The 22,155-nt window shown below is 66.0% G+C and carries 19 protein-coding genes; 9 read left to right on the top strand and 10 right to left on the bottom strand.

Annotation, left to right across the window (positions count from 1 at the left end; translation table 11 throughout):
* The first annotated feature begins 355 nt into the window (after positions 1 to 355).
* Complete coding sequence (locus tag ACQR1D_RS27640; protein ID WP_434840213.1) at positions 356 to 2,443, top strand: phospholipase D-like domain-containing protein; 2,088 nt, start codon at positions 356 to 358, stop codon at positions 2,441 to 2,443.
* Positions 2,444 to 3,743: 1,300 nt separating this feature from the next.
* Here ACQR1D_RS27640 and ctrA read toward each other — a convergent pair.
* Positions 3,744 to 4,445 carry a response regulator transcription factor CtrA gene (gene ctrA, locus ACQR1D_RS27635; protein ID WP_012046382.1) on the bottom strand — a complete coding sequence of 234 codons (702 nt, stop codon included), beginning with the start codon at positions 4,443 to 4,445 and terminating at the stop codon, positions 3,744 to 3,746.
* A gap of 440 nt (positions 4,446 to 4,885) precedes the next feature.
* Here ctrA and fliI point away from each other — a divergent pair, with 440 nt between their 5' ends.
* From fliI to ACQR1D_RS27615, 4 genes are all read left to right on the top strand, one after another.
* Positions 4,886 to 6,208 carry a flagellar protein export ATPase FliI gene (gene fliI / locus ACQR1D_RS27630; RefSeq protein ID WP_315803231.1) on the top strand — a complete coding sequence of 441 codons (1,323 nt, stop codon included), beginning with the start codon at positions 4,886 to 4,888 and terminating at the stop codon, positions 6,206 to 6,208.
* Between the two features lie 109 nt (positions 6,209 to 6,317).
* Positions 6,318 to 6,737: a flagellar export protein FliJ gene (gene fliJ, locus ACQR1D_RS27625; protein ID WP_315714036.1), complete on the top strand. Its 420-nt coding sequence runs from the start codon at positions 6,318 to 6,320 to the stop codon at positions 6,735 to 6,737.
* A 153-nt stretch (positions 6,738 to 6,890) separates the two neighbouring features.
* A complete protein-coding gene (locus tag ACQR1D_RS27620) occupies positions 6,891 to 7,439 on the top strand; it encodes a sigma-70 family RNA polymerase sigma factor (RefSeq protein ID WP_315714037.1) in 549 nt (182 codons plus the stop codon).
* A gap of 53 nt (positions 7,440 to 7,492) precedes the next feature.
* The gene (locus ACQR1D_RS27615) at positions 7,493 to 8,527 is read left to right on the top strand and encodes an anti-sigma factor (protein ID WP_434894176.1); all 1,035 of its coding nucleotides are present in this window, start codon (positions 7,493 to 7,495) and stop codon (positions 8,525 to 8,527) included.
* Between the two features lie 131 nt (positions 8,528 to 8,658).
* On the opposite strand, the gene ACQR1D_RS27610 is transcribed toward ACQR1D_RS27615, so the two are convergent.
* Positions 8,659 to 8,859: a hypothetical protein gene (locus ACQR1D_RS27610; protein ID WP_315803233.1), complete on the bottom strand. Its 201-nt coding sequence runs from the start codon at positions 8,857 to 8,859 to the stop codon at positions 8,659 to 8,661.
* 361 nt (positions 8,860 to 9,220) lie between these two features.
* On the bottom strand, positions 9,221 to 11,353 hold the full coding sequence (flhA, locus tag ACQR1D_RS27605) for a flagellar biosynthesis protein FlhA (protein WP_315803234.1): 2,133 nt from the start codon (positions 11,351 to 11,353) through the stop codon (positions 9,221 to 9,223).
* Between the two features lie 736 nt (positions 11,354 to 12,089).
* Between flhA and ACQR1D_RS27600 the strand changes: the two genes are divergently transcribed.
* The gene (locus tag ACQR1D_RS27600) at positions 12,090 to 12,257 is read left to right on the top strand and encodes a hypothetical protein (protein WP_315803235.1); all 168 of its coding nucleotides are present in this window, start codon (positions 12,090 to 12,092) and stop codon (positions 12,255 to 12,257) included.
* 82 nt (positions 12,258 to 12,339) lie between these two features.
* The gene (locus tag ACQR1D_RS27595) at positions 12,340 to 12,855 is read left to right on the top strand and encodes a cytochrome family protein (protein ID WP_315803236.1); all 516 of its coding nucleotides are present in this window, start codon (positions 12,340 to 12,342) and stop codon (positions 12,853 to 12,855) included.
* Positions 12,856 to 13,080: 225 nt separating this feature from the next.
* Here ACQR1D_RS27595 and ACQR1D_RS27590 read toward each other — a convergent pair whose 3' ends face one another.
* Positions 13,081 to 14,091 carry a zinc-dependent alcohol dehydrogenase family protein gene (locus ACQR1D_RS27590; protein ID WP_434894177.1) on the bottom strand — a complete coding sequence of 337 codons (1,011 nt, stop codon included), beginning with the start codon at positions 14,089 to 14,091 and terminating at the stop codon, positions 13,081 to 13,083.
* Positions 14,092 to 14,176: 85 nt separating this feature from the next.
* Here ACQR1D_RS27590 and ACQR1D_RS27585 point away from each other — a divergent pair, with 85 nt between their 5' ends.
* Together ACQR1D_RS27585 and maiA are read left to right on the top strand one after the other, a co-directional pair.
* Positions 14,177 to 14,524, top strand: a complete 348-nt coding sequence (locus ACQR1D_RS27585; RefSeq protein WP_316177507.1) for a MerR family transcriptional regulator — start codon at positions 14,177 to 14,179, stop codon at positions 14,522 to 14,524.
* A gap of 33 nt (positions 14,525 to 14,557) precedes the next feature.
* Positions 14,558 to 15,229 carry a maleylacetoacetate isomerase gene (gene maiA, locus ACQR1D_RS27580; RefSeq protein WP_434881241.1) on the top strand — a complete coding sequence of 224 codons (672 nt, stop codon included), beginning with the start codon at positions 14,558 to 14,560 and terminating at the stop codon, positions 15,227 to 15,229.
* A gap of 83 nt (positions 15,230 to 15,312) precedes the next feature.
* Here the strand turns inward: maiA and ACQR1D_RS27575 are convergent, their stop codons facing one another.
* The 6 genes from ACQR1D_RS27575 to ACQR1D_RS27550 all read right to left on the bottom strand — a co-directional run bounded on the left by ACQR1D_RS27575 (position 15,313) and on the right by ACQR1D_RS27550 (position 22,148).
* Positions 15,313 to 16,482 (bottom strand): TAXI family TRAP transporter solute-binding subunit, encoded by a 1,170-nt coding sequence (locus ACQR1D_RS27575; RefSeq protein ID WP_316237624.1) that lies wholly within the window; start codon positions 16,480 to 16,482, stop codon positions 15,313 to 15,315.
* Positions 16,483 to 16,832: 350 nt separating this feature from the next.
* Positions 16,833 to 19,064 carry a tetratricopeptide repeat protein gene (locus ACQR1D_RS27570; RefSeq protein ID WP_316237623.1) on the bottom strand — a complete coding sequence of 744 codons (2,232 nt, stop codon included), beginning with the start codon at positions 19,062 to 19,064 and terminating at the stop codon, positions 16,833 to 16,835.
* Positions 19,065 to 19,420: 356 nt separating this feature from the next.
* Positions 19,421 to 19,714, bottom strand: coding sequence for a DUF1330 domain-containing protein (locus tag ACQR1D_RS27565; RefSeq protein ID WP_434840224.1), 294 nt, complete (start codon positions 19,712 to 19,714; stop codon positions 19,421 to 19,423).
* A gap of 164 nt (positions 19,715 to 19,878) precedes the next feature.
* Entirely contained in the window at positions 19,879 to 20,175 is a 297-nt protein-coding gene (locus ACQR1D_RS27560; protein ID WP_434840225.1) for a copper-binding protein, read from the bottom strand.
* 133 nt (positions 20,176 to 20,308) lie between these two features.
* Positions 20,309 to 20,770: a cupredoxin domain-containing protein gene (locus ACQR1D_RS27555; protein ID WP_434894178.1), complete on the bottom strand. Its 462-nt coding sequence runs from the start codon at positions 20,768 to 20,770 to the stop codon at positions 20,309 to 20,311.
* A 43-nt stretch (positions 20,771 to 20,813) separates the two neighbouring features.
* A complete protein-coding gene (locus ACQR1D_RS27550) occupies positions 20,814 to 22,148 on the bottom strand; it encodes a multicopper oxidase family protein (RefSeq protein WP_434894179.1) in 1,335 nt (444 codons plus the stop codon).
* Positions 22,149 to 22,155: the final 7 nt, after the last annotated feature.

The following is a 22,155-nucleotide window of genomic DNA, read 5'->3' as shown; positions in this document are numbered from 1 at the left end:
AAACTCTCGCGGCAGCGTCGGTGCGCCCCCCTTGCGGGGAGAGGTCGAGGGTGGGGGTCCACGCATTCCGCTCTCTCGGTGAGAGCACGTGTCGTGCAAGCGCCATCAGCATTCCACATGAACACCCGGATCCATCAGCGCGTCCCACGACCTTCAGCGCCGGCGGATCCCTACCCCCAACCCCTCGACGCAGGGGGGAGGGGAGCTGACCTCGCGTGCCGCGTGAGCTCGCAGGTCACGATCCTCGCCCTCCCGCACCGCACTGCCGTGCCCTCGATTTCCCTTTCCTGCCCCGGATGCATCGAACCGTTGTTGCAACCCGGAGACATATCCTTGTCAGACGAGGAGTGCCGCCATGCCCGCGCTTGCATTTTCCAACAACGATATCGCCGTCGTCGCCTGGACCTTCGACCGCCGCCTCGATGGCTGCCTGGGCTTCGCCATTCACCGCATCGACATCGCCGATAACACCGACACGGTGCTGCCGGCGCTGGCGCGGTTTGCCGGGCAGACCGCCGACAGGCTCGCCACCGACCAGGCGCCGGTGCAGAAGTTCTGGTGGAAGGACCTCTATGCCAAACGCGGCGGCACCTACAAATATCGCGTCGTGCCGATGGGCGGCACGCCCGGCCAGACGCTGACGCCGCTCGCCGGCGTCGCGCCGCTGGAGAGCAATGCGGTCACGCTGACGCCGGAGCGGCCGCCGTTCCACGTCTATTTCAACCGCGGCATCACCGCGACCCAGGCGCTCAGCCATGCGCTGAACGACAAGCCGAGCGTGTCGGCGCTGGCGCCGCACATCCTCGATCCCGCCGATCCCATTCGCATCCGTCTGATGGGCCAGCTCCAGGACGGCCTGACCTCGCTGCTCGCGCGCGCCGATGCCGGCGGCGGCACCATCCACGCCGCGCTCTACGAGCTCAACGATCCCAACGGCCTGGAGAAGCAGCTCCACCGGAACCCGGCAAGCCGCACCGTCATTCTCGGCAACGAGCAGGGCAAGGACTCTGACGATGCCGACGCCGAGAACCGCGCCAATCTGAAGGCGGCCGGCGTCGCCGTGATCGACCGCATCCTCGACAAGGGCAGCATCCCGCACAACAAGTTCATGGTGCTCACCGAGAACGGCAAGCCGAGCGCGGTGCTGTCAGGCTCGACCAACTGGACCTCGACCGGCCTGTGCACCCAGACCAACAACGCGCTGGTGGTGGAAAGCCCGGTGCTGGCGCAGCGCTACCTCGGCTATTGGAACGCGCTGAAGGCCGACGTCGCCGCCGCCGCCGCCGGCAACGAGGCGGCACTGCAGTCGCAGACCTTGCGCGACTTCGCCCATGCCAACAATGCCGACGCGATCCAGGCGCCGGTCGACCTCGGCCACGGCGTCACCGTCGAGCCGATGTTCTCGCCCAACACCCACGGCAAGCTCGGCAAGAATCCCGATACGCCCGGTGACATGGGCCGCGTGTTCGAACTGATGAAGGGCGCCAAGCACGCCGTGCTGTTCCTCGCCTTCGACCCCGGCAACAACTCGATCCTCGACGTCGCCGGCCAGTTGCTCAAGGACAAGCCCGATCTGTTCGTGCGCGGCGCGCTGACCAGCCCGGTGCGCGCGACGAACTTCTCCGCCGCGCTGCATTCCGGCGGTCATTCGGAACGTCCGGCGGAGGCGGGCGCGGACGACTCGGCGCCCCAGGTGACGGTGGTCGGCGAGGCCGGCAAGCCGAAGCAGCCGGGCGCCACGGGCAGCATCGATTTTCGTGCGGTGCCGGCCGGCGCGGTGCAGGACGCGTTCGGCAAGTGGGAGCGGGAGCTCGGCAAATACGGCTTCGCCATCATCCACAGCAAGATCGTGGTGATCGATCCGTTCAGCGACGACTGCGTCGTCGTCACCGGCTCGCACAATCTCGGCTTCCGCGCCTCGCACAACAACGACGAGAACATGCTGATCATCCGCGGCCACCGCGGTCTCGCCGAGGCCTATGCCTGCCACGTCCTCGACCTCTACGACCACTACGCCTGGCGCTTCCTGTTGCAGCAGCACCCCGACATCTTCGGCAAGCCGCTGCAGGGCGATGACAGCTGGCAGGACCGGTACATCAAGGGCGCCGAGGAGAAGTCACCGGAGCTGCGGTTCTGGCTGTCGGCGGCGGGTGGGAGTGGGGCTCCGGCCGCGGGGACGGTGCCGGCGAAGAAGCCGGCTGCAAAGACGAACCCTTCGACGACGTCCGACAAGCCCGTCAAGAAGACCGCGAAGAAGGCTGCCGCTGCAGCGAAGACCGTGGCAGGCGGCAAAAAGACGACGAAGAAAAAAGCCGCAAAGACGGCGACGAAGAAGGTCGCTGGAAAGAAGGCCAAAGCGAAGGCGAGCAAGAAGGCGGCCAAGAAGAAGACGGCAAAGAGCGCTAAGCGAGCAACGAAGAGCGGGGCGAGGAAGGGGCGCTGATGGCACTCGGCCTGCGCTGCGAGGTGCCGACCATCTCGATCCTTGCGACCGGCTCCTTGGCTTCGATGCTGCCGTCGGCCTTCTCGTAAGCTGTTCCCACTTCGGCGTCGGGTGAAAGGTTGCTTCCGACGCCGATTAGTCTTCTGCACATGGGCCGATGCAGCGAAAACCGGCAGGAAACTTTCGCGGACACGGCTTGCGGTCTGCGCTGACCCCAACGCAAGCCTGTCATTTCGTGCTCGACCGGACGAATTTCGGTTTCTCAAAAATTCTTCTTTCGCTTTTGCAGAATTTGTGTTTTACTCGCCCCGTCCCGCCCCAACGAGGGGACGCTTCGCGGTCGTCACGGACGTCGGGTGTGGGATGCGATGGGCGTTGGAGATCGCAGCATGGCTTGGCCGTGCCGACGAACGATCCCCGGCGCACGGTGAAATCGCGTGGTCCTGGCCTCCCGGTGCTGAGGCCAAGCGCGTGGGCGTTGCGGTCAAGCGCTGCCTGCGGGTGATGGGGGCAAGACAGCCGGTCCCCAGGGAGATCGCGTATAAATCGTAAAGCCATCGCGCGGGGAGGGCCGGGTGTTACGGCCAGACCTGTGGTGACTGCCGCCTGCTTTCTTTTCTGCAGGCGGGCCACGGGCGCGGCCAGCGCCCGGCCTTCCCTGCGCCCTCAGTTAGGTAGAGGGCGGTGAGAATGGCACATCACTCGGGCGCGGGGCGCTGCGAGATCGCGATGACATGGGATGATGACATGGGATGATGGATTTTGGAGAGATCGATGGCGGGCGATGGCGCACGGGGACCAGGCGCCCTTTGCCTGATGAAAGGCGAGGGCGGCCGTGTCCGGTCGTTTGAGGCGTGCGAGCGCGGCGCGCTCCCCTCCCCCTTGCGGCAGGGCGATCGCATATGGTTTTCCTGGGTGGACCTTTTCATGGCCTCATGGTTCGAGACGCGTCGCAAGAGCGACGCTCCTCACCATGAGGATCAACAGCTTTGCGGCGGAGAAGGCCCTCATCCTGAGGAGCCCGCCGAAGGCGGGCGTCTCGAAGGATGGTCGCGGAAAGACTGCGCGCCCTGCCTCTTTCACCAAATGCGATCGCCCTCCCCGCAAGGGGGAGGGGAGCGCAGCGGGCGCGTGGCGAGAGCTTGGCTCCATCGCCGATTGCCAGGCGCGAGGCGCTCGTTCCGTCGGAGGCGCCCGCTCCATGAACAACCACCCCCACAAACAAAAACCCCGCCATTTGCGGCGGGGCCCAGTCTGGGAGGAGCAAGCCGTGAGGCCTGCCGGAGGACCCAGTGAAAGATCAGGCGGGGATGCGCTCGTCCATGTCGTGCGGCTCGCGCAGCACGTAGCCGCGGCCCCAGACGGTCTCGATGAAGTTGCGGCCCTCGGAGGCGTTGGCCAGCTTCTTGCGCAGCTTGCAGATGAAGACGTCGATGATCTTCAGCTCGGGCTCGTCCATGCCGCCGTAGAGATGGTTGAGGAACATCTCCTTGGTGAGGGTGGTGCCCTTGCGGAGCGAAAGCAGCTCCAGCATCTGGTATTCCTTGCCGGTCAGGTGCACGCGCTGGCCGCCGACTTCGACCGTCTTGGTGTCGAGGTTGACGACGAGGTCGCCGGTCTGGATGACCGACTGGGCGTGGCCCTTGGAACGGCGGACGATCGCGTGGATGCGGGCGATCAGCTCGTCCTTGTGGAACGGCTTGGTCATGTAGTCGTCGGCGCCGAAGCCGAGACCCTTGACCTTGTCCTCGATGCCGGCGAGGCCGGACAGGATGAGGATCGGCGTCTTGATCTTCGACACGCGCAGCTGCTTGAGCACGTCGTAACCGGACATGTCGGGCAGATTGAGGTCGAGAAGGATGATGTCGTAGTCGTACAACTTGCCGAGGTCGACGCCTTCCTCGCCCAGGTCAGTCGTGTAGACATTGAAGCTTTCGGACTTCAACATCAGTTCGATCGACTGCGCGACGGCGCTGTCATCCTCAATCAGCAAAACGCGCATGCCAGTTCCCCATAGTCGCCGCTCCGGGCGTCAGGTCGGCCGCCATCTGCGGCACTCAAAACGCCTTTGAACAACTGATTCGGATCCTGACGAGAGATGGTTAACAAATCCTGATTCCCCTCCGCAAGCTCTATCCGTGCAATTTTTATCGAATCGCCGTAAGGTGTTGCGATGAAGCAGTTTTTCTTAGCCGCTCTCGTTCAAGCTCCATGTTAAGAGATGGACCTAACCGACTCTCGGATCTCACCGCTTTTTGAGGGCGGCAAAGCGAAGCACGTCAGTCACTCCAGACCATGACGTAATGATTAATGATGCGAGTAAACACAGAGTTAAACCGACGACGCGAATCTGCCCCTACTTAAGGTTTTCGCAATGAAGGCTCTGGTGCAATGCCCTCTCTCTCGCAATAAAGGCGCTTTGGCAATGAAGGCTCTTCCGCAATGAAGGCTCTGGCCGAGCAGATCAGCGACATCGACGCCGTGAACACCTATGGGCGTGTCGTCGGCGTGAAGGGACTCATGGTGGAGATCGCCGGGCCGATTCATGCGATGTCGGTCGGCGCGCGCATCGTGATCGAGACCGGCAACAATTACATCCCTGCCGAAGTGATCGGGTTCTCCGGCAAGAACGCTGTGGTGATGCCGTTCGCCGGGCTGGAGGGCGTGCGCCGCGGCTGCCGTGCCGTGATCGCCAATGCCGCCAATCAGGTGCGGCCGTCGCCGGCCTGGCTCGGCCGCGTCATCAATGCGATGGGCGAGCCGATCGACGGCAAGGGGCCGCTGCCGCAGGGCGCCTCGCCGGTTCCCTATCGGAACAATCCGCCACCGGCGCATTCGCGACGGCGTGTCGGTGCGCCGCTCGATCTCGGCGTTCGCGCACTCAACACCTTTCTCACCTGTTGCCGCGGCCAGCGGCTCGGCATCTTCGCCGGCTCCGGCGTCGGCAAATCGGTGCTGCTGTCGATGCTGGCGCGCAACGTCGATGCGGCGGTGTCGGTGATCGGACTGATCGGCGAGCGCGGCCGTGAGGTGCAGGAGTTCCTGCAGGACGATCTCGGCGATGAGGGCCTCGCGCGCTCCGTCGTGGTGGTCGCGACCTCCGACGAGCCGGCGCTGATGCGACGGCAGGCGGCGTATCTGACGCTCGCGATCTCCGAATATTTCCGCGACGAGGGCAAGGATGTTCTTTGTCTGATGGACTCGGTCACGCGCTTTGCGATGGCGCAGCGCGAGATCGGGCTGTCGGCCGGCGAACCGCCGACCGCGAAGGGCTACACGCCGACCGTGTTCACCGAGCTGCCGAAACTGCTCGAGCGGGCGGGGCCAGGGAGCGGCGAGGGCACCATCACCGGGATCTTCACGGTGCTGGTCGATGGCGACGATCACAACGAGCCGGTGGCGGATGCGGTGCGCGGCATTCTCGACGGCCACGTCGTGATGCAGCGTTCGATCGCCGAACGCGGCCGCTATCCGGCGATCAACGTCCTGAAATCGGTGTCGCGGACGATGCCGAAATCGGCCGACCCCGTATTCTTGCCGACGATCATGCGGGCGCGCCAGGTGATGGCGACCTATGCCGACATGGAGGAGCTGATCCGGCTCGGCGCCTATCGCGCCGGTTCCAGCCCGGAGGTCGACGAGGCGATCCGGCTGCACGAGCCGCTGGAGGCGTTCCTGCGCCAGCGCAAGGACGAGGTCTCGACGCTGCAGAGCGGGTATCGGGAGCTGGAACAGATCCTGGGGCGCTTGGAAACGGAAAGCTAACTTTGTCGGGTAATCATCCCCTCCATGTAACGAGCCTAGTCGGCGAGCCCAGCACGGGCGGCCGGCCCTGTCCCGCGCCGTATACGGGACTTCTGGGGAGTATGAGTCGATGAAGTCGCGCGAAACGCTGATCCGTCTGAAGAAATTTCAGGTGGATGAGAAACGCCGCCGGGTGACGCAGATCGAGGGCATGATCGCTGACTTCCAGCGCATGTCGGCCGAGCTCGAGCGGGAGATCCAGACCGAGCAGGAGCGGGCCGGCATCAACGACCCGACCCATTTTGCCTATCCGACCTACGCCAAGGCCGCGATCCAGCGCCGGGAAAACCTGACGCGCTCGGCCGACGAGCTGCGCACCCAGCTCGAGGACGCCAAGGCCGCGTTGTCCGAGGCGTTCGAGGAGATGAAGAAGGTCGAGCTGCTCGACGAGCGTGACCAGGCCCGCGAGAAGGCCGAGGAGAGCGCCCGCGAGCAGGCGGACATGGACTCGATCGGCCTGATGCGCGCCCGGCTCGGCGTCATCGCCTGAGCCTGTCGCCGTCACGGCTTGAGCTTTCGAAAACCCGGGCCGCGAGGTCCGGGTTTTTCGTCGCGCCCGCCCCGGTGGAGAGTTGCCCAGGACTTGTGCTACGGGAGGACGTAGGCTCGAACGAGGGAGTGGGGCGATTTTCGGGGACGCTGAATGCTGACGCCGGCAGAGCTGGTCTGGTTGCTTGCCGCTGTTGCCAAAGGGGACGAGGCCGCCTTCGAGCGCCTCTACGCGGCGACGCGCGCGAAACTCTATGGCGTCGTGCTCCGTATCTTGCACCGACAGGACCTCGCCGAGGAGGTCGTCCAGGAGACCTATGTGAAGGTCTGGAACAACGCCGCGCAGTTCAACCCGGCCGTGTCTTCCCCGATCACCTGGATGGCCGCCATCGCCCGCAACCGCGCCATCGATCTGGTGCGCAAGCGCGGCGAGCTGTCGTTGGAGGATGAGCCCTCCGCGCTCGAGGTGGCTGCCGAGACGCCGGACCCGCTGGCGCGCCGCGAGATGTCGGAGGAGCTCAAGCGTCTTTTGGAATGCGTCGGCCAGCTCGAGCCCGACCGCCAGAAGCTCGTGCTGCTTGCCTACTACAACGGCTGGAGCCGCGAGCAATTGGCGACCAAGTTCGAGGCGCCGGTGAACACGGTGAAGACCTGGCTGCGGCGGAGCATGATGGACATCCGCCAATGTCTCGGTCTCGGATGAGGTGCTGTTCGAGCCGGCGAGAGATCTTGTAGGTGACGTGATCTGGACCTGTGATGGCGTATAGCGAAGACCATATCGCGCTGGCGGCGGAATATGCGCTCGGGACGCTCGACGCCGCCGAACGGGCGCAGGTCGAGACCATGATGGCGGTCGACACCGATTTTGTCGCGCTGGTCCAGGCGTGGGAATTCCGTCTCGGTCCGCTCAACCAGATGGTCGGGCTGGTCGAGCCGCGCCCCGAGCTGTGGGAGCGCATCAAGGCCGAGATCGCGCAGTTGCGCGCGAACGCCGCGGCCGAGCCTGCGGCGGTTGCCGAGGTTCCGGTCGTCGTCGCTCCGCCGGAGCCGGAAACTGCCGAGGCTCCAGCGCTCGTCGCCGAAGCTCCGCCGGCCGATGTACCCAAGCTCGAGGCGCCAACCGTCGAAGCCGCGAAGATCGGCGCTCCCGCGATTCAGGTCGCTCCGCGAGACATCGGTGTCGAAGCCCCGGCCATCGCAGCCCAGCGAAATGCGCCTGCGACGGACGAGGTTGCGAACGACGACGCGAACATCGTTCGCCTCTCGTCCAAGGTCCGGCAGTTGCGCGCGGTCGCCAACATCATGACCGCGATCGCCGCCGTGCTGCTCGCGCTGGTGGGTGTCCAGGTTTACCGCCCCGACCTGCTGCCGCGGCCATTGCAGCCGAAGCCGCGGATCCAGACCGTCGAGGTCAAGGTGCCGGCCGTGCAGCCCTCGGCCCAGTTCGTTGCCCTCCTGCAAAAGGACGCGGCGTCGCCGGCGTTCATTTTGACCGTAGATGCCGCCAGCAAGAGCTACACCGTGCGCCGGGTCGGCGCCGCGCCGGAGCCGGGCAAGAGCTTCGAGTTGTGGCTCGTGTCCGACAAGCTGCAGAAGCCGCGCTCGCTCGGCGTGATCGGCGGCAGCGACTTCACCAGCCGTCCCGTTCTCTCGTCCTACGACGCGGACACAGTGAGTCGCGCGACCTACGCGGTCACGGTCGAGCCGGAGGGCGGGTCGCCGACCGGGCAGGCGACCGGGCCGATCGTGTTTACCGGCAAGCTGATCGAGACCGTGCCGCCGGCGCGTTGAGGCAAGCGGCCAAAAAGAAAACGCCCGTGGGGAGCGGGCGTTTTCAGTAGTCGACTTGGGGTTGGGTCTACTACATATCCACGCGGCCAGTTGGGGGGCTGTGAGAACCGCGTGAATTCCGGGAATTCCTGTCAGCGAACCAGCGACGTCTCCGAGCTCGTCACCGCAATCGGCTTGCCGGCCTTGATGACCTTTGCCGTCTGCGTGTAGTTCGGCTCCGCGTTGAGACGGGCCGAGATGCCGAGGCCGGCCACCGCGATGCCAGCCACGAGCGCAACCACCACGATCTTGAGGTGGGTCGTCCGATCCGCGCTGTAAATCGAGTGGTTCATGGAAGCCTCCTGCCGTCTTCCGTCCTTCGCTGATTCGTGTGAACCGGGAGCGTTCCGGTTCATCGTCTCGCGTCAACTAACGTAGGAAACCTCAATTCTGTTTCATAGGCCGCATCACAAGTGTGTGATAATGCGTGATGTCTCGCGATCGAAAATCGCTGAAATGTCACTTTTTATAGCTATATCAATAATTTAAATTGTTGTGCGGTGTACGGATGAAACTTCGGCCACCTAACGCAAAATTAAGAAAACGTTTGCCTGTGGCGGTAAAGCAAGGGGTGGTCCTGCCGGTAAAAACGGCACAAGCCGGCGCCTAGCGCCGGCTCCCCGGATGAAACGCGCTCGGGAATCCTCGGTTCCGTCACACGCTGCCCACCGTCTTCAGCCGCGCCCGCGGATGAATCTCCGCCTGCGACAGCACCGTGGTTTGGGCGCGGAAGCGCTCGACCAGCGAGCGGACGAAGGGCCGGATCGCCGCCGACGTCACCAGCACCGGCGACTCTCCTTCGCGTGCGGCGCGCTCGAAGGCGTCGCGCGTGGCGGTCATGAACTCCGACAGTTTCGACGGCTGCATCGCGAGGCTGCGCTCCTCGCCCTGGCCGATCAGCGATTCCGCGAACGCCTGCTCCCATTTCGCCGACAGCGCGATCAGCGGCAGGTAGCCCATCGGCGAGGTGTTCTGCGCGCAGATCTGGCGTGCCAAGCGGGCGCGGACATGCTCGACGATCGTGGCCGGGTTGCGCGAGAAGGCGAGCGCGTCGGCGATGCCTTCGAGGATGGTCGAGAGATCACGGATCGAGATCCGCTCCGACAGCAGCAGTTGCAGCACGCGCTGGATGCCGGAGATCGTGATCTGCGTCGGCACGATGTCCTTGACCAGCTCGCTCTGCTCCTTCGGCAGCTCCTTCAGGAGCTTCTGCACCTCGCCGTAGGACAAGAGATCGCTCATATTGGCCTTGAGCAGCTCGGTCAGGTGCGTCGACAGCACGGTCGCCGCGTCCACCACCGTGTAGCCCTTGAGCGTCGCCTCTTCCTTCAGGCCGGCGTCGACCCAGGTGGCGGGCAGGCCGAAGGTCGGCTCGGTGGTGTGGATGCCGGGCACCGCGACCTGGTTGCCGCCGGGGTCCATGACCATGAACTGGCTCGGCCAGATCTTGCCGGAGCCGGCGTCGACCTCCTTGATCTTGATGATGTAGGTGTTGGCCTCGAGCTGGACGTTGTCGAGGATGCGCACCGACGGCATCACGAAGCCCATTTCGATTGCCAGCGAGCGGCGCAGCGCCTTGATCTGGTCGGTGAGGCGGTCGGTGCCGTCGGGCGCGTTGACCAGCGGCAGCAGCGCATAGCCGAGCTCGATCTTGAGGTCGTCGATCTTGAGCGCGGCGGAGATCGGCTCTTCGGCGGCCGCGGCTGCTGCGGCGGCGGCGGCAGGGGCCGCAGCTTCTGCGGCGGCTTCCTCCGCCTTGGCCACCTGCTTCTGCTTGCGCGCCTTGAACGCGAGCGCGGCGGCGCCGCCGCCGAGCGCCAGGAACGGAATGGTCGGGATGCCCGGCAGCGCCGCCAGCACCAGCATGACCGCGGCGGACATGCCGAGCGCCTGCGGATAGCCGGAGAACTGCTTGATCAGCGCCTTGTCGGCGGCGCCGCTGACGCCGGCCTTGGAGACCAGCAGGCCTGCGGCGGTCGAGACGATCAGCGCCGGCACCTGGGTGACGAGGCCGTCGCCGACGGTCAGCGTGGTGTAGGTGCGGGCGGCCTCGGCAAAACCCAGGCCCTGCTGGGCGACGCCGATGATGATGCCGCCGATGATGTTGATGAAGACGACGAGCAGGCCGGCGACCGCGTCGCCGCGGACGAACTTCGACGCACCGTCCATGGCGCCGAAGAAGCCGCTTTCGTCCTCCAGCTCCTTGCGCCTGACCTTGGCGACCTTCTCGTCGATCAGGCCGGCGGAGAGGTCGGCGTCGATCGCCATCTGCTTGCCGGGCATCGAGTCGAGGTGGAAGCGCGCCGCGACTTCGGCGATGCGGCCCGAACCCTTGGTGATGACGACGAAGTTCACCGTCACCAGGATCGCGAACACGATGATGCCGATGACGAAATTGCCGCCCATCACGAAGTTGCCGAACGCCTCGATGACGTGGCCGGCGGCATCGGTGCCCTCGTGGCCGCGCGACAGGATCAGCCGGGTCGAGGCCAGGTTGAGCGACAGCCGCAGCATCGTCGAGATCAGCAGGATGGTCGGGAAGGACGAGAATTCCAGCGGCGCCTGGATGAACAGGGCGGTCATCAGGATCAGGATCGACAGGGTGATCGAGATCGCCAGGAAAAGATCGAGCACCAGCGAGGGCAGCGGCAGGATCAGCACCACCAGGATGGTGAGGATGCCGAGCGCCAGCGCGATGTCGCCGCGCAGGACTGCTGTCTTGAGGTCAGCGAATGAGAACCCGCCGGCCGGAGACCCCGCGCCTTGACCCGCCGTGACGTCGACCATGGCTTTCGCCCCTTCCCGCGGGCCGCGTCTGCCGGCCCCAAACGACTGCGCGGCGGCCGATGGGCCGCCGTTCCGAACCTGAGGTACCGCGCCGGCGTCCACGGAAGCTCTCCTCCGTCAACTGCACCCGCCCACGACACGCACGTTCCACCCGGCAATTTTTGCCCGGTGTATGGTTAGCGTTCGGTTAATGGCGGTTAACAAAAGGTTGCGGGCAGGGGCAGCGAACCGGGCGGGCGAAAGCTGGACGACATCGGCCGGCCTCCTTGATCGGCATGGCTGTTGATCGGACTGGTCGGCGAGCGCCCGCGGTCTCGCGGCGCATCGCGCCCGAGCTGTGCGTCAGGTCCGCCCTCGAAACAGATGGAGGGCGCAGGGAAGGCCGGGCGCTGGCCGCGCCCGTGGCCCGCCTGCAGAAAAAAAGCAGGCGGCAGTCACCACAGGTCTGGCCGAATCACCCGGCCTTCCCTGCGCGACGGTTGGAACGGCTTATACGTGGTCTCCCTGGTGCGCCGGGCTTGTTGGCCACCATCCCCACGCGAAGCAAAGCTTCGTCGTAAGTTGATACCAGCGTCGGGGTATCAGGACCGCACGATTTCGCCGTGCGCAACCAACCGTTCGTCCGCGCGGCACGAGGCCACGCTGCGATTCGCTGCGCCCATCGCATCCCACCTCCCACGTCTCGTGACGGTCGCGACACGCCCCTCCGGCGGAAGCAGGACGGGGAGAGATATACATGATTTCGGAAAAAATGAAAGAGGAATATTTCGTCAAATCGAAATTCAGGTTTTCGGGTTCACCCGGTAGAGCTCCGCGCTCGCGCGTGGGACGGCTGCGCGCGTCGCGCAAAGCAATGTGGCCGTATCGTGCGGGTGGCACGGCGGGCGGCATCAAACTTTTCTGATCGCTGCGATCAGCGTTTGCGATTGGCGGTGAGGCACGTCGCTCTTTAGAAGTCTTCTAAATTAAATTCAGGAGAACCGAAGATGCATCCAACGAAGCTCCGCCGTCGTCTGCGGCTTACAGTGACAGCCGCTGGCCTCGTCGGGCTTGCATCGCTCATCGGGGTCGCTGCGCCCAAGGCGGAGACGCCGACACCTCCCCCAGCGCCGGCCTACCTCCCGACCATCAGCGACCTGATGATCGCGACCATCCAGCCGCGCCACCTCAGGCTTTGGATCGCCGGCCATAGCGGCAATTGGGCGTTCAGTGCCTATGAGCTCGGCAATCTCAAGGGCGCGTTCAATCGCGTCGGCCGGGCGCAGCCGCTGGTCGAGGGCAATTCGTTCGCCGACATGACGACGGCCGTGACGCAGCAGCCTTTCGACGAACTGGCGCAGGCCATCAAGCAGAAGGACATCGGCCGTTTCGAGCGCTCCTATGCCGACCTTACGGCGGCCTGCAATTCGTGCCACCAGGCGCTCAATCGCGCCGCCGTGGTCATCAAGGTGCCGCAGACCGCCAGCGTTGCCGACCAGGATTTCACGCCCGGCTCGGAGTGATCGCGGGCGGACAGTGAGACAGGATCAGAGTCGTCCGTTGTTGCTGCCGGCCGGGGGCCAAGGGACGCGCGTGCGGATCAGCGAAGCGTGATCCCCCTCTCGGTTTGTCGCCTGGGTTGAGGCTGACCGGAAGAGATTTCCGGCCGGTCTTTGTCGGCAGGTGGCAACTCCGCGGCGATGCGCTTTCCGGCGTCGCAGATCGGCGCAGCGCTCACATCCTCTCGCTCATAGTTTCAAAACGATCTTGCCGAAGTGCGAGGCGGTTTGGAGATGGGCGAACGCTTCGGGAGCGTCATCAAAGTCGTAGATCCGATCGACGATCGGGTGGATCGCGTGTTCGGACAGGAAGCGATTCATCGCCGTGAAATGTTCGACCGAGCCGACGGTGACGCCGATGATGTCGGCGTTCTCCCACTGCAGGCGGGCGAGATCGGGCTTGGGGCCGAACCCCGTCAAGACACCGATCTGGACGATCTTGCCACCTGACGCGACCGACCGCAGCGAGCGGTCGTAGGTGCCGGGGCCGCCGAGTTCGAGGACATGACTGGCGCCTTCGCCATCCGTCGCTGTCATCACCGCGACATCCCAATCGGGCGTGTCGCGGTAGTTGATGAGGATCGAGGCGCCGAGCGCCCTGGCGCGGGCGAGCTTCTCGTCCGAGGACGAGATGACGATCGCGCGGGCGCCCAGCGCGGTGGCGAACTGAAGGCCGAACAGGGCGACGCCGCCGGTTCCCTGGACCAGCAAGGTGGCGCCCTCGCCCATCCCGCCTCGGGTGACGAGGCCGTGCCAGGCCGTCACGGCGGCACAGGGCAGGGCCGCGGCTTCGATCGACGTCAGGTGCGCCGGCACCGCGACCAGCGCCGTTGCCGGCAGCACCACGTACTCCGCCAGCATGCCATCCATCGTGCTGCCGCCCAGCGACGACGGAACGTAGCTCGCCTTGAACGGCCCGGAGATCCAATCGCGAAAGAACGATGCGGCCACGCGGTCGCCCGGGCGCCATCGATCGACATCGGAGCCTACGGCATCGACGACGCCTGCGCCGTCGGACAGCGGAACGCGGCCGTCGAAGCCGCCTTCACCTGCTCGGTCCAGGATCAGGAGGTCGCGGTAGTTGAGACTTGCCGCCTCGACCCGGATGCGGACCTCGCCGCTGGCGGGTTCGGGCTTGATGATTTCGGTGCGCACCAGGCGACCCGCGCCCGCATGGCCCTTCAAATGATAGGCTTTCATCGTTGCTCCCTTCACAAGTGGACTCCACTTGCATGAGCACGATCTGTAAGGTCTGACAGCACTGTCAGGGTCAAGAGGGTTTCAGATGAAGATCGGCGAACTCTCCCGGAGGACGGGAGTGAGCATCCGGATGCTGCGATACTACGAGGACGAGGGCTTGCTTGCGCCGCAACGGACCGCGTCCGGCTATCGCGACTACGGGCCGGCGGACGAGGAAGCCGTGCGCCGGATCAAACTGCTCGGCGCCGCCGGGTTGACCCTCGAGACGATCAAGCAGTTGCTCCCGTGCGTGCGCAACACCCGTCCGGACTTCCGGCCTTGCGACAATCTGCGACGCGTGCTGGCGCAGCAGGTCGGCCTCATCGATCAACGCATCGCGGCGCTCAGCCAGAGTCGGACGGTCCTCGCAGGCTTTCTATCGAGCGTGAACTGATCGCCATTCACCCGCCTGCCCAGGAGAGCCCGTATGAAGCTCTATTCGTTCTGGCGGTCGCTCGCGAGCTTTCGCGTCCGCATCGCGCTCAACCTGAAGGGCGTCGCCTACGAGCAGGTGGCGGTCGATATCGACCGGCAGCAGCATCGTGGCGGCGGCTATGCCGCGCTCAACCCGCAGATGGCGCTGCCGGCGCTGGTGCTCGATGACGGCACGGTGCTGACGCAGTCGCTGGCGATCCTCGATTATCTCGACGAGGCCTGTCCTGGCGCTGCGCTGCTGCCTGGCGACGCCAAGGGGCGCGCGCGGGTGCGGGCGCTGGCGGCGATGATCGCCTGCGATGCGCATCCGCTGACGACGCCGCGGGTGCAGCGCTATCTCACCGAGGTGCTGCACGTGGACGACGCGGCGCGCGCGGCCTGGCTCAGGCACTGGGCCGCGGAGATGCTGGCCGCAGTCGAGGCCCAGCTCGCCGGCCATGCCGCGACCGGCCGGTTCTGCCATGGCGATGCGCCGACGATGGCCGACATCTGCCTCGCCGGCCACGCCGTCTTCGCGCGTAATCAAGGCCTCGACCTCGGCGCGACGCCGACGGTGCAGCGCGTGTTCGAGGCGGCGATGGCGCTGCCGGCCTTCGCCTCCGCCCATCCGCTGGCGCAGCCGGACACGCCGGCAGCGCTGCGCGGCAAGCCGGCGGCGTCGTAGCCTCCTCTCTTTGTTGAGCATGATCCTTTCGGAAAACCGGTTTCCACTTTTCCGGATCATGCTCTACGCCACCACCAGCAGCGCTATCGCGCCGGCTGGCTGCCGTCCCGTTTCATCCAGTCGCGGAACTGCTCGAACAGGACCCTGGTCTCGTCCTCGCTCATCCGCCGGCCGCCGGTCGGCGCCCGCGTGCTCATCCACGCGTCGAACTGCTGCTTGACGGCGGCGCCGTCGGCCTGCGGCGGGCGCGTGCTGGCCAGAAGCTCCTCCGCGGCGCGGAAGCGGGTCCAGCCGGGCAGTGAGGAGGCGAGGTTGATCTCATTCCATTTCGGGTGGAACGGCGGCTGCTTGAACTGGTCGAACCGCTTGAACAGATAATCGACGAAGCGCGCGACGCGGCGGTAGCGTTCGGTCTCCGGCGGCCAGTTGTAGACCGCCAGGACTTGCGGCACGCCGATCGTCTCGACGCTCTCGCCGGGCTTGAGCAGATTGGGATAGTCCTGCGAGGTCAGCTTGGTCGGCACGTAGTAGTCCTGCAGGCTGCGCGCGAACGGAATCGGCAGGAAGTGGAAGCCCGGCTCGGGCTTGAACTTGGCGAACAGATCGGTCGGCTTGCCGGTGACGTGGACGACGCCGGCGATCTCGCCGCTGCGCATCTTCTCCAGCGCCAGCGAATTGTTGATGAACACCTTCTCCGCGCCGATCTTGAGCCGGTCGAACACGATGCCGCCGGTGAGGTTGGCGGCGCTGCCCACGGTGTTGAAGGAGACCTTCTTGCCGGCGAGATCCTCCAGCGTCCTGATCTCCGGGCGGACATAGACATGCATCTCGTTGATGTAGAACGAGCAGATGTAGCGGATCCGGCTCTTGATGTTGGCGAGCGTGCCGTTGCGGACGAACTCGTCGAGCACGTCGGCCGAGGTGATCGTGACGTCGACGCCGCGCAGATAGAGCAGGTCCTCGATGTTCCCCAGCGCGCCGTAGGTCACCATCGGCAGCACGCGCAGGTTCGGCCGGTCGTCGAGCACCTTGGCCATCTCGGCGGCGAAGCGGATGTTGGTGCCTTCGAGCAGGCCGCCGGCGATGCCGACCGTCCATTCGTTGGACTCCTGCAGCTTGCCGCCTTCGCCGGCCGCGACGGCCGTCGCCGCCGCCGGCCTTCCGGTCCGCGCCGTCTGTGCCATGGCTGGCAGCAAAGGTGCCGCCAGACTCAATCCCGCCGCAACGACGCAACTCAACACCGCGACCCGCATGCCCCAAATTCCTCCGTTGCCGGCCACACGGCGATCGTGAGGCACGGCCGATTTTCGCGCATTATCTCCTTGGTTGACGAATGAGGTCTACTACTCGCCGGTTGGTCGCAGCCGGGTCTGCTGCGAGGCGCATCATCGCCACCAAAAAGCCATAGGCTTGATTGCGCCTCGGTCTGGACGGAGAAACGCCGCGGTATCAGTCCGCGAGTCGTCGCCTGATCGCACCCGGCCGAAATGGCACAGTGGAAACCGGTGCAGCTTGCGGTTGTGGGGCCGTTTGTCGCTGGACGTTCGTGCGGCGGAGCTTCCCGGCCTGCTGCGAGATGCCGACCTCGGCGATGCCGGCGCGATCAGGCGCCGGTCTTGCCGGCCTTGGCGCAATAGTCCCGCCAGAACTGCCGGTAGCCGGCCTCGACGCAGCGCGTGTAGTTGGCGACGTCGCCGGCCGGCGAGCGCGCGACCAGGCCGGGCAGCTCGGGCCGCAGCTTTGCCAGCAGCTCGGGCTGCGCGGCAAAGCGCTTGGCGATCCGGATGTAGCCGTCGTCATCGCCGGCGACCCAGTCGGCGAGGCCGGCCGCGGTCAGGATGCCGCCCGCGGCGCGCGATGCCGCGCCGGCGCCGAGCTTGGCGACGACCGGCACGCCCATGTAGAGCGATTCGAACGTCGAGATGCCGCCGTTCTGCGGGAACGGATCGAGCGAGATGTCGATGCGCTCGTAGGATTTGAGATGCTCGATCCGCTCGCTGGCGCCGAGGCAGAGGATGCGCGCCTCGGGCACGCCCTGGGCGACGAAGCGGGCGAGCAGCCCGTCGCGCACCGCGGGATCGTTCAGCGCGAGATGCTTGATGACGAGCTTCGCGTCCGGGATCTCGGCGAGCAGCCGTGCCCACAGCGCGATCGCCGCGTCGGAGATCTTGTCGATGCGGTTGTAGACGCCGAAGGTGACGTGGCCGTTCGTCAGCATCGGCAGCGGCGATGGCGGAACGTCGCGCACCGGATCGATCGTGATCACCGAGGGCAGGTCGTGGACGTGCTCGGCGAACAGCGGCCGGACGCTCTCGGGCACCGTGACCGGATCGGCGAAGAAGTAGTCCATCGTGGCAAGGCCGGTGCCGGTGCCGCTGCCCCAGGCCGTGACCTGGATCGGCGCCGGCTTGCGCGCGAACACCGGCATGCGCGTGCCCGTGGTGTAGCCGGAGAGATCGACCAGGATGTCGACGCCGTCGGCCTGGATGCGGTCGGCCAGCTCGTCGTCGGAGAGGCTGGAGGCCTCGACCCAGACGTCGGCAATCGACTGGAACGTCGCGGTGTAGGAATCGTGCCGCGGCGAGGTCGAGTAGCAGTTGACCTGGACCTGCGTCTTGTCGTGGCCGCGCAGCACGGGCAGGAAGGCGAAGGCCGCCGAATGCATGCGGAAATCGGCCGAGACGTAGCCGACGACGATGCGCCTGTCGGGATCGAGCGAGCGCGGCGCAAGCTTGCGGCGGGGGAATTTCGAGCCGACCGCCATCCACCAATATTGCCGCGCCGCCTGCTGGACGGCGAAATCGGCGCCGGGCAGGAAGTCGAGATAGAAGATCTTCTTGGTGATCGCCTCGTCATAGTCGGGCTGCACCGCGAGCGCCTGGTCGAATTGCGCGATGGCGCCGGTGACGTCGCCGAGCCGGCCGCGGCAGGCGCCGAGCAGGGTGAGCGCGACCTGCGCCTTCGGATTGGTGTCGAGCACGCGCTTGCAGGCGGCCATCGCCTGCGCGACGTTGCCGTTGAGGATGCAGATCTGCGCCTTGCCCTGCCATCCGATCTGCAGATGAGGATCGAGCGTCACGGCGGCATCGAAATCGGCCTCGGCTTCCGCCGTGCGGCCGGAGATCATGTAGAGCCGGCCGCGATGCGCCCGCAGCTCGGCATGGGCCGGGCGTGCGGCCAGCGCCGCATTCAAGGTCGCTTCCGCCAGCTCGTAATGGTGCAACTCGAGATGCGCGAGACCCTTGTTGACCGTGGCCTCGAAATGGTTCGGATTGAACGCCAGCGCGCGCTCGGCGCTGGCGGCGGCGGCGTCCCAGCGCCGCAGCATCAGCTCGGCGACGCTGCGATTGCACCAGGCGTCGACGTCGTCGGGCTTGAGCTCGAGGGCGCGTGTCGCGGCGGCGAGCGAGGCCTCGCCCTGTCCGAGCCGCAGCAGCGCGATGGCGTGGTTGCGCAGGGTGATCGGCGCGTTCGGCCGCAGCGCCAGTGATCGCTCCAGCGCGGCGCGCGCCTCCGCGTAGCGCTCGCAATTGATCAGCGCCCAGCCGAGATTGGACTGCGCGTCGGCGGAATTCGGCTCCATCGCCACGGCCTGGGTCAGGAAGGCGGTGGCCTCGGCGAAGCGCGCCGACGACACCAGCGACACGCCGAGCAGATGCATGGCATCGAAGCAGCCGGGGACCTCCTGCAGCAGCTGCGCGCACAGCGCCTGCGTCTCCGCCTGGCGCCCGGCCTGGAACGCCTTGTACGCCGCCGCCAACTGCGTCTCGACGAGCTTCTTCTGCTTCTTTTCCTGCCGCGCCTTCTGGAAGGCGCGCGAACCGACGGTGCTCAAGGACTTGGGTCTCCGGACAGACAGGACGGCAGGGCGTCGGATGCAGCGACGCGCTGCGGCCGGCAACCGGGCCGCCGCCATGCCCGGCGGCAGCAAAGCCCAGGATGTCCTGTGGTCGTCCGGTCGCCGGCCACGCGCGGGCGCGACGCGGCAAAGCTTGCCCGCGCCATGGTTAGCAAATGGTTAACGGGGTGGCGGGGAGGAGCCTTTGCGCCCGCGAATGCCCGGAGAACGACGGTGGCAGGTCGCGCAGGGCGGATCAGCGCCGCGTCATCCGCCCGCTGCCGATGTCACGCCGACGAGAGGGCGCCGCCCTAGCCGGGCACTGCCGTCCGGCACAACATTGCAACGCGCGCTCACTCGGTGCACCCATCGACCAGCACCAGCCGGCTGGCCGTGGTGCGGTGCCGGACCGCGAACAGGTCCTGGATCTCGGGATCAGCGAGGAAGTCGGTGGCGTGCTGGCGCGACGGGAATTCCAGGATTACGATGCGCTCTGGCATCCAGCCGCCTTCGACCGGCGTTGGCACCGCGCCCTGGACGATGTAGCGGCCGCCATGCCTGGCGATGAAGGCGGGGATTTTCTCCATGTAGGTCTTGAACGCCGGGAAGTCGTGAACGGCGAGATCGAGGACGAGATAGGCTTTCATGACATGCTCCACGCAGGGAGCTGCGATCATACGATCCAAACTTGGAGTGCAAACCCATCCGCCCGCCGGTGCGTGACCGGATCCCTCCGCAGGCCATTCCGGGCTCGCGCTGCCGCGCGCTCCGGAATGGCGGTGGAGAGAGGGATGGCTCGAATCGCTGCCGCCTACTTGCCCTTCTCGATCTTGGTCACCGTGTAGCCGGAGGCGTCCTCGACCGCCTCGAACTTCACCTTGTCGCCGGCCTTGAGGCCTTTCAGCAGCGCGGCGTCCTTGACGCGGTAGACCATGGTCATGGCCTCGTCCATGCCGAGGCTCTTGGCCGGGCCGTGGTGGAGCGTGATCTTGGCGTTGGCCTCGTCCACTTTCTTGACGTCGCCGCTGATCGCCTCGGCGGCGAAGGCGGGGGCAACAAGCGCAAGGGCCAGCGCGGCAGCGGTCGTGAGCTGAGCGAATGTCTTCATGTGTCGTTCCTTCTGCTTCAATTGACTCGATGCGTAGGGCGGATCAGCGAAGCGTGATCCGCCGCGTTTCTGAGGGGGTGCCGAATGGCGGATTACGCTTCGCTGATCCGCCCTACGAACTACGAACCTGCCGTCACTTGACGGTGACGTGGCCGGTCATGCCGAACTCGCGGTGGTCGGGGATCAGGCAGGAATATTCGAACGTTCCCGGCTTGGTGAACCGCCACAGCAGCTCGGCGGTCTTGTTCGGCGCGAGCCGGGTGCCGTTGGGCTCGTCGTGCTCCATGTGCGGATGCTTCTTCATGACCGCGGCGTGGTTCAGGTTCTCGGCCTTGGTGGCGAGCAGGAACTCGTGATCCTCCTTGCCGGTGTTGCGCAGCACGAAGCGGATCTGCTCGCCGCGCTTCACCTCGATGCGCGCCGGCGTGAACTCCATCTCGCTCAGCAGCACCTCGATGGTGCGCGACGGCTGCTTGGGATCGCCCGGCTCGCCGGCGGAATAGCCGCGCGATCCGTGCGCCTCATGGGCACGGGCCGGTGCGGCGATGATCATGGCGGTGGCCAGCGCCGCGCCGATCGCGGTCGGAATCTTCATTCGTAGTCTCCAGCTCGTTGTGTGGCGTTTAGTGCATCTGTCGTCAGCGTTGTGTTCGGATCTGCGTCGCGGCACTCCCGGTTCGTGGTGGCGGCTCCGGCACGCTCGCGACCTCATAGGCCACGCTGCCCTTGGGGAACTGATACGGGCCGGGATCGCGGTAGTCGTCGCGGGCGAGGCCCTCGCGCACCTTCACGACCGTGAACATACCGCCCATCTCGATTCCGCCGAACTGGCCGCTGCCGGTCATCATCGGCAGCGTGTTGTCGGGCGAGGGCATCTCCATGTTGCCCATCGCCATGCCGGTGTTGCCCATCACCATGCCGTCGGGCGCGAGCTTGCCGACAGCGGCGGCCAGCTCCTTGCGCGGCACGCCGATCAGGTTGCGCATGTCGTGGCCCATCGCATTCATCGTGTGATGCGATTTGTGGCAGTGGAACGCCCAGTCGCCGGGATTGTCGGCGATGAAGTCGAACACGCGCACCGCGCCGACCGGCACGTCGGTCGTCGTCTCCGGCAGTTGTGCCGTTTCCGGAAGCCAGCCGCCGTCGGTGCCGATCACCTTGAACTTGTGGCCGTGCAGATGGATCGGATGGTTGGTCATGGTGAGATTGCCGATGCGGACGCGGACGCGATCGCCGAGCCGCACCGGCAACGGGTCGATGCCGGGAAACACCCGCGCATTCCAGGTCCACATGTTGAAGTCGGTCATCTCGTTGACCTTCGGCAGATAGCTGCCGGGCTCGATGCGGTAGGTCGACATCACGAACACGAAGTCGCGGTCGGCCGGCGGCGGGACATGGTCGCGCGGATGCACGACGATCATGCCCATCATGCCCATCGCCATCTGCACCATCTCGTCGGCGTGCGGGTGATACATGAACGTGCCGGCATGCTTCATCTCGAACTCGTAGACGAAGGTCTTGCCGGGCTTGATGTGCGGCTGGGTCAGGCCGCCGACACCGTCCATGCCGCAGGGCAGGATCACGCCGTGCCAGTGCACGGTGGTGTATTCCGGCAATTTGTTGGTGACGAAGATGCGGAGCTTGTCGCCCTCGACCGCCTCGATGGTCGGACCCGGCGACTGGCCGTTGTAGCCCCACAGATGCGTGGTCATGCCAGGCGCGAACTCGCGCGTGACCGGCTCGGCGACGAGATGGAATTCCTTCCAGTCGCCGTTCATGCGGAACGGCAGCGACCAGCCGTTGAGCGTGACCACCGGCTGATAGTCCGGGCCGGCGCTGGGATGCAGCGGCGGCTGCATCACCGCCTTGTCCATGGTCGGCGCCTCCGGAATGGAAGCAGCCTGGACGCGGCCGGAGACGGCGGAGGCGCCGGCCAGCGCCGCGGAGCCGAGCAGGGTTCGGCGTGACAACATGATGGCT

This window comes from Bradyrhizobium sp. HKCCYLRH2047 (assembly GCF_051168175.1).
In the GTDB taxonomy this organism is placed as follows: domain Bacteria; phylum Pseudomonadota; class Alphaproteobacteria; order Rhizobiales; family Xanthobacteraceae; genus Bradyrhizobium.
The sequence above is the reverse complement of the archived record's forward strand: the minus strand, read 5'-3'. Positions and strand labels throughout refer to the sequence as shown.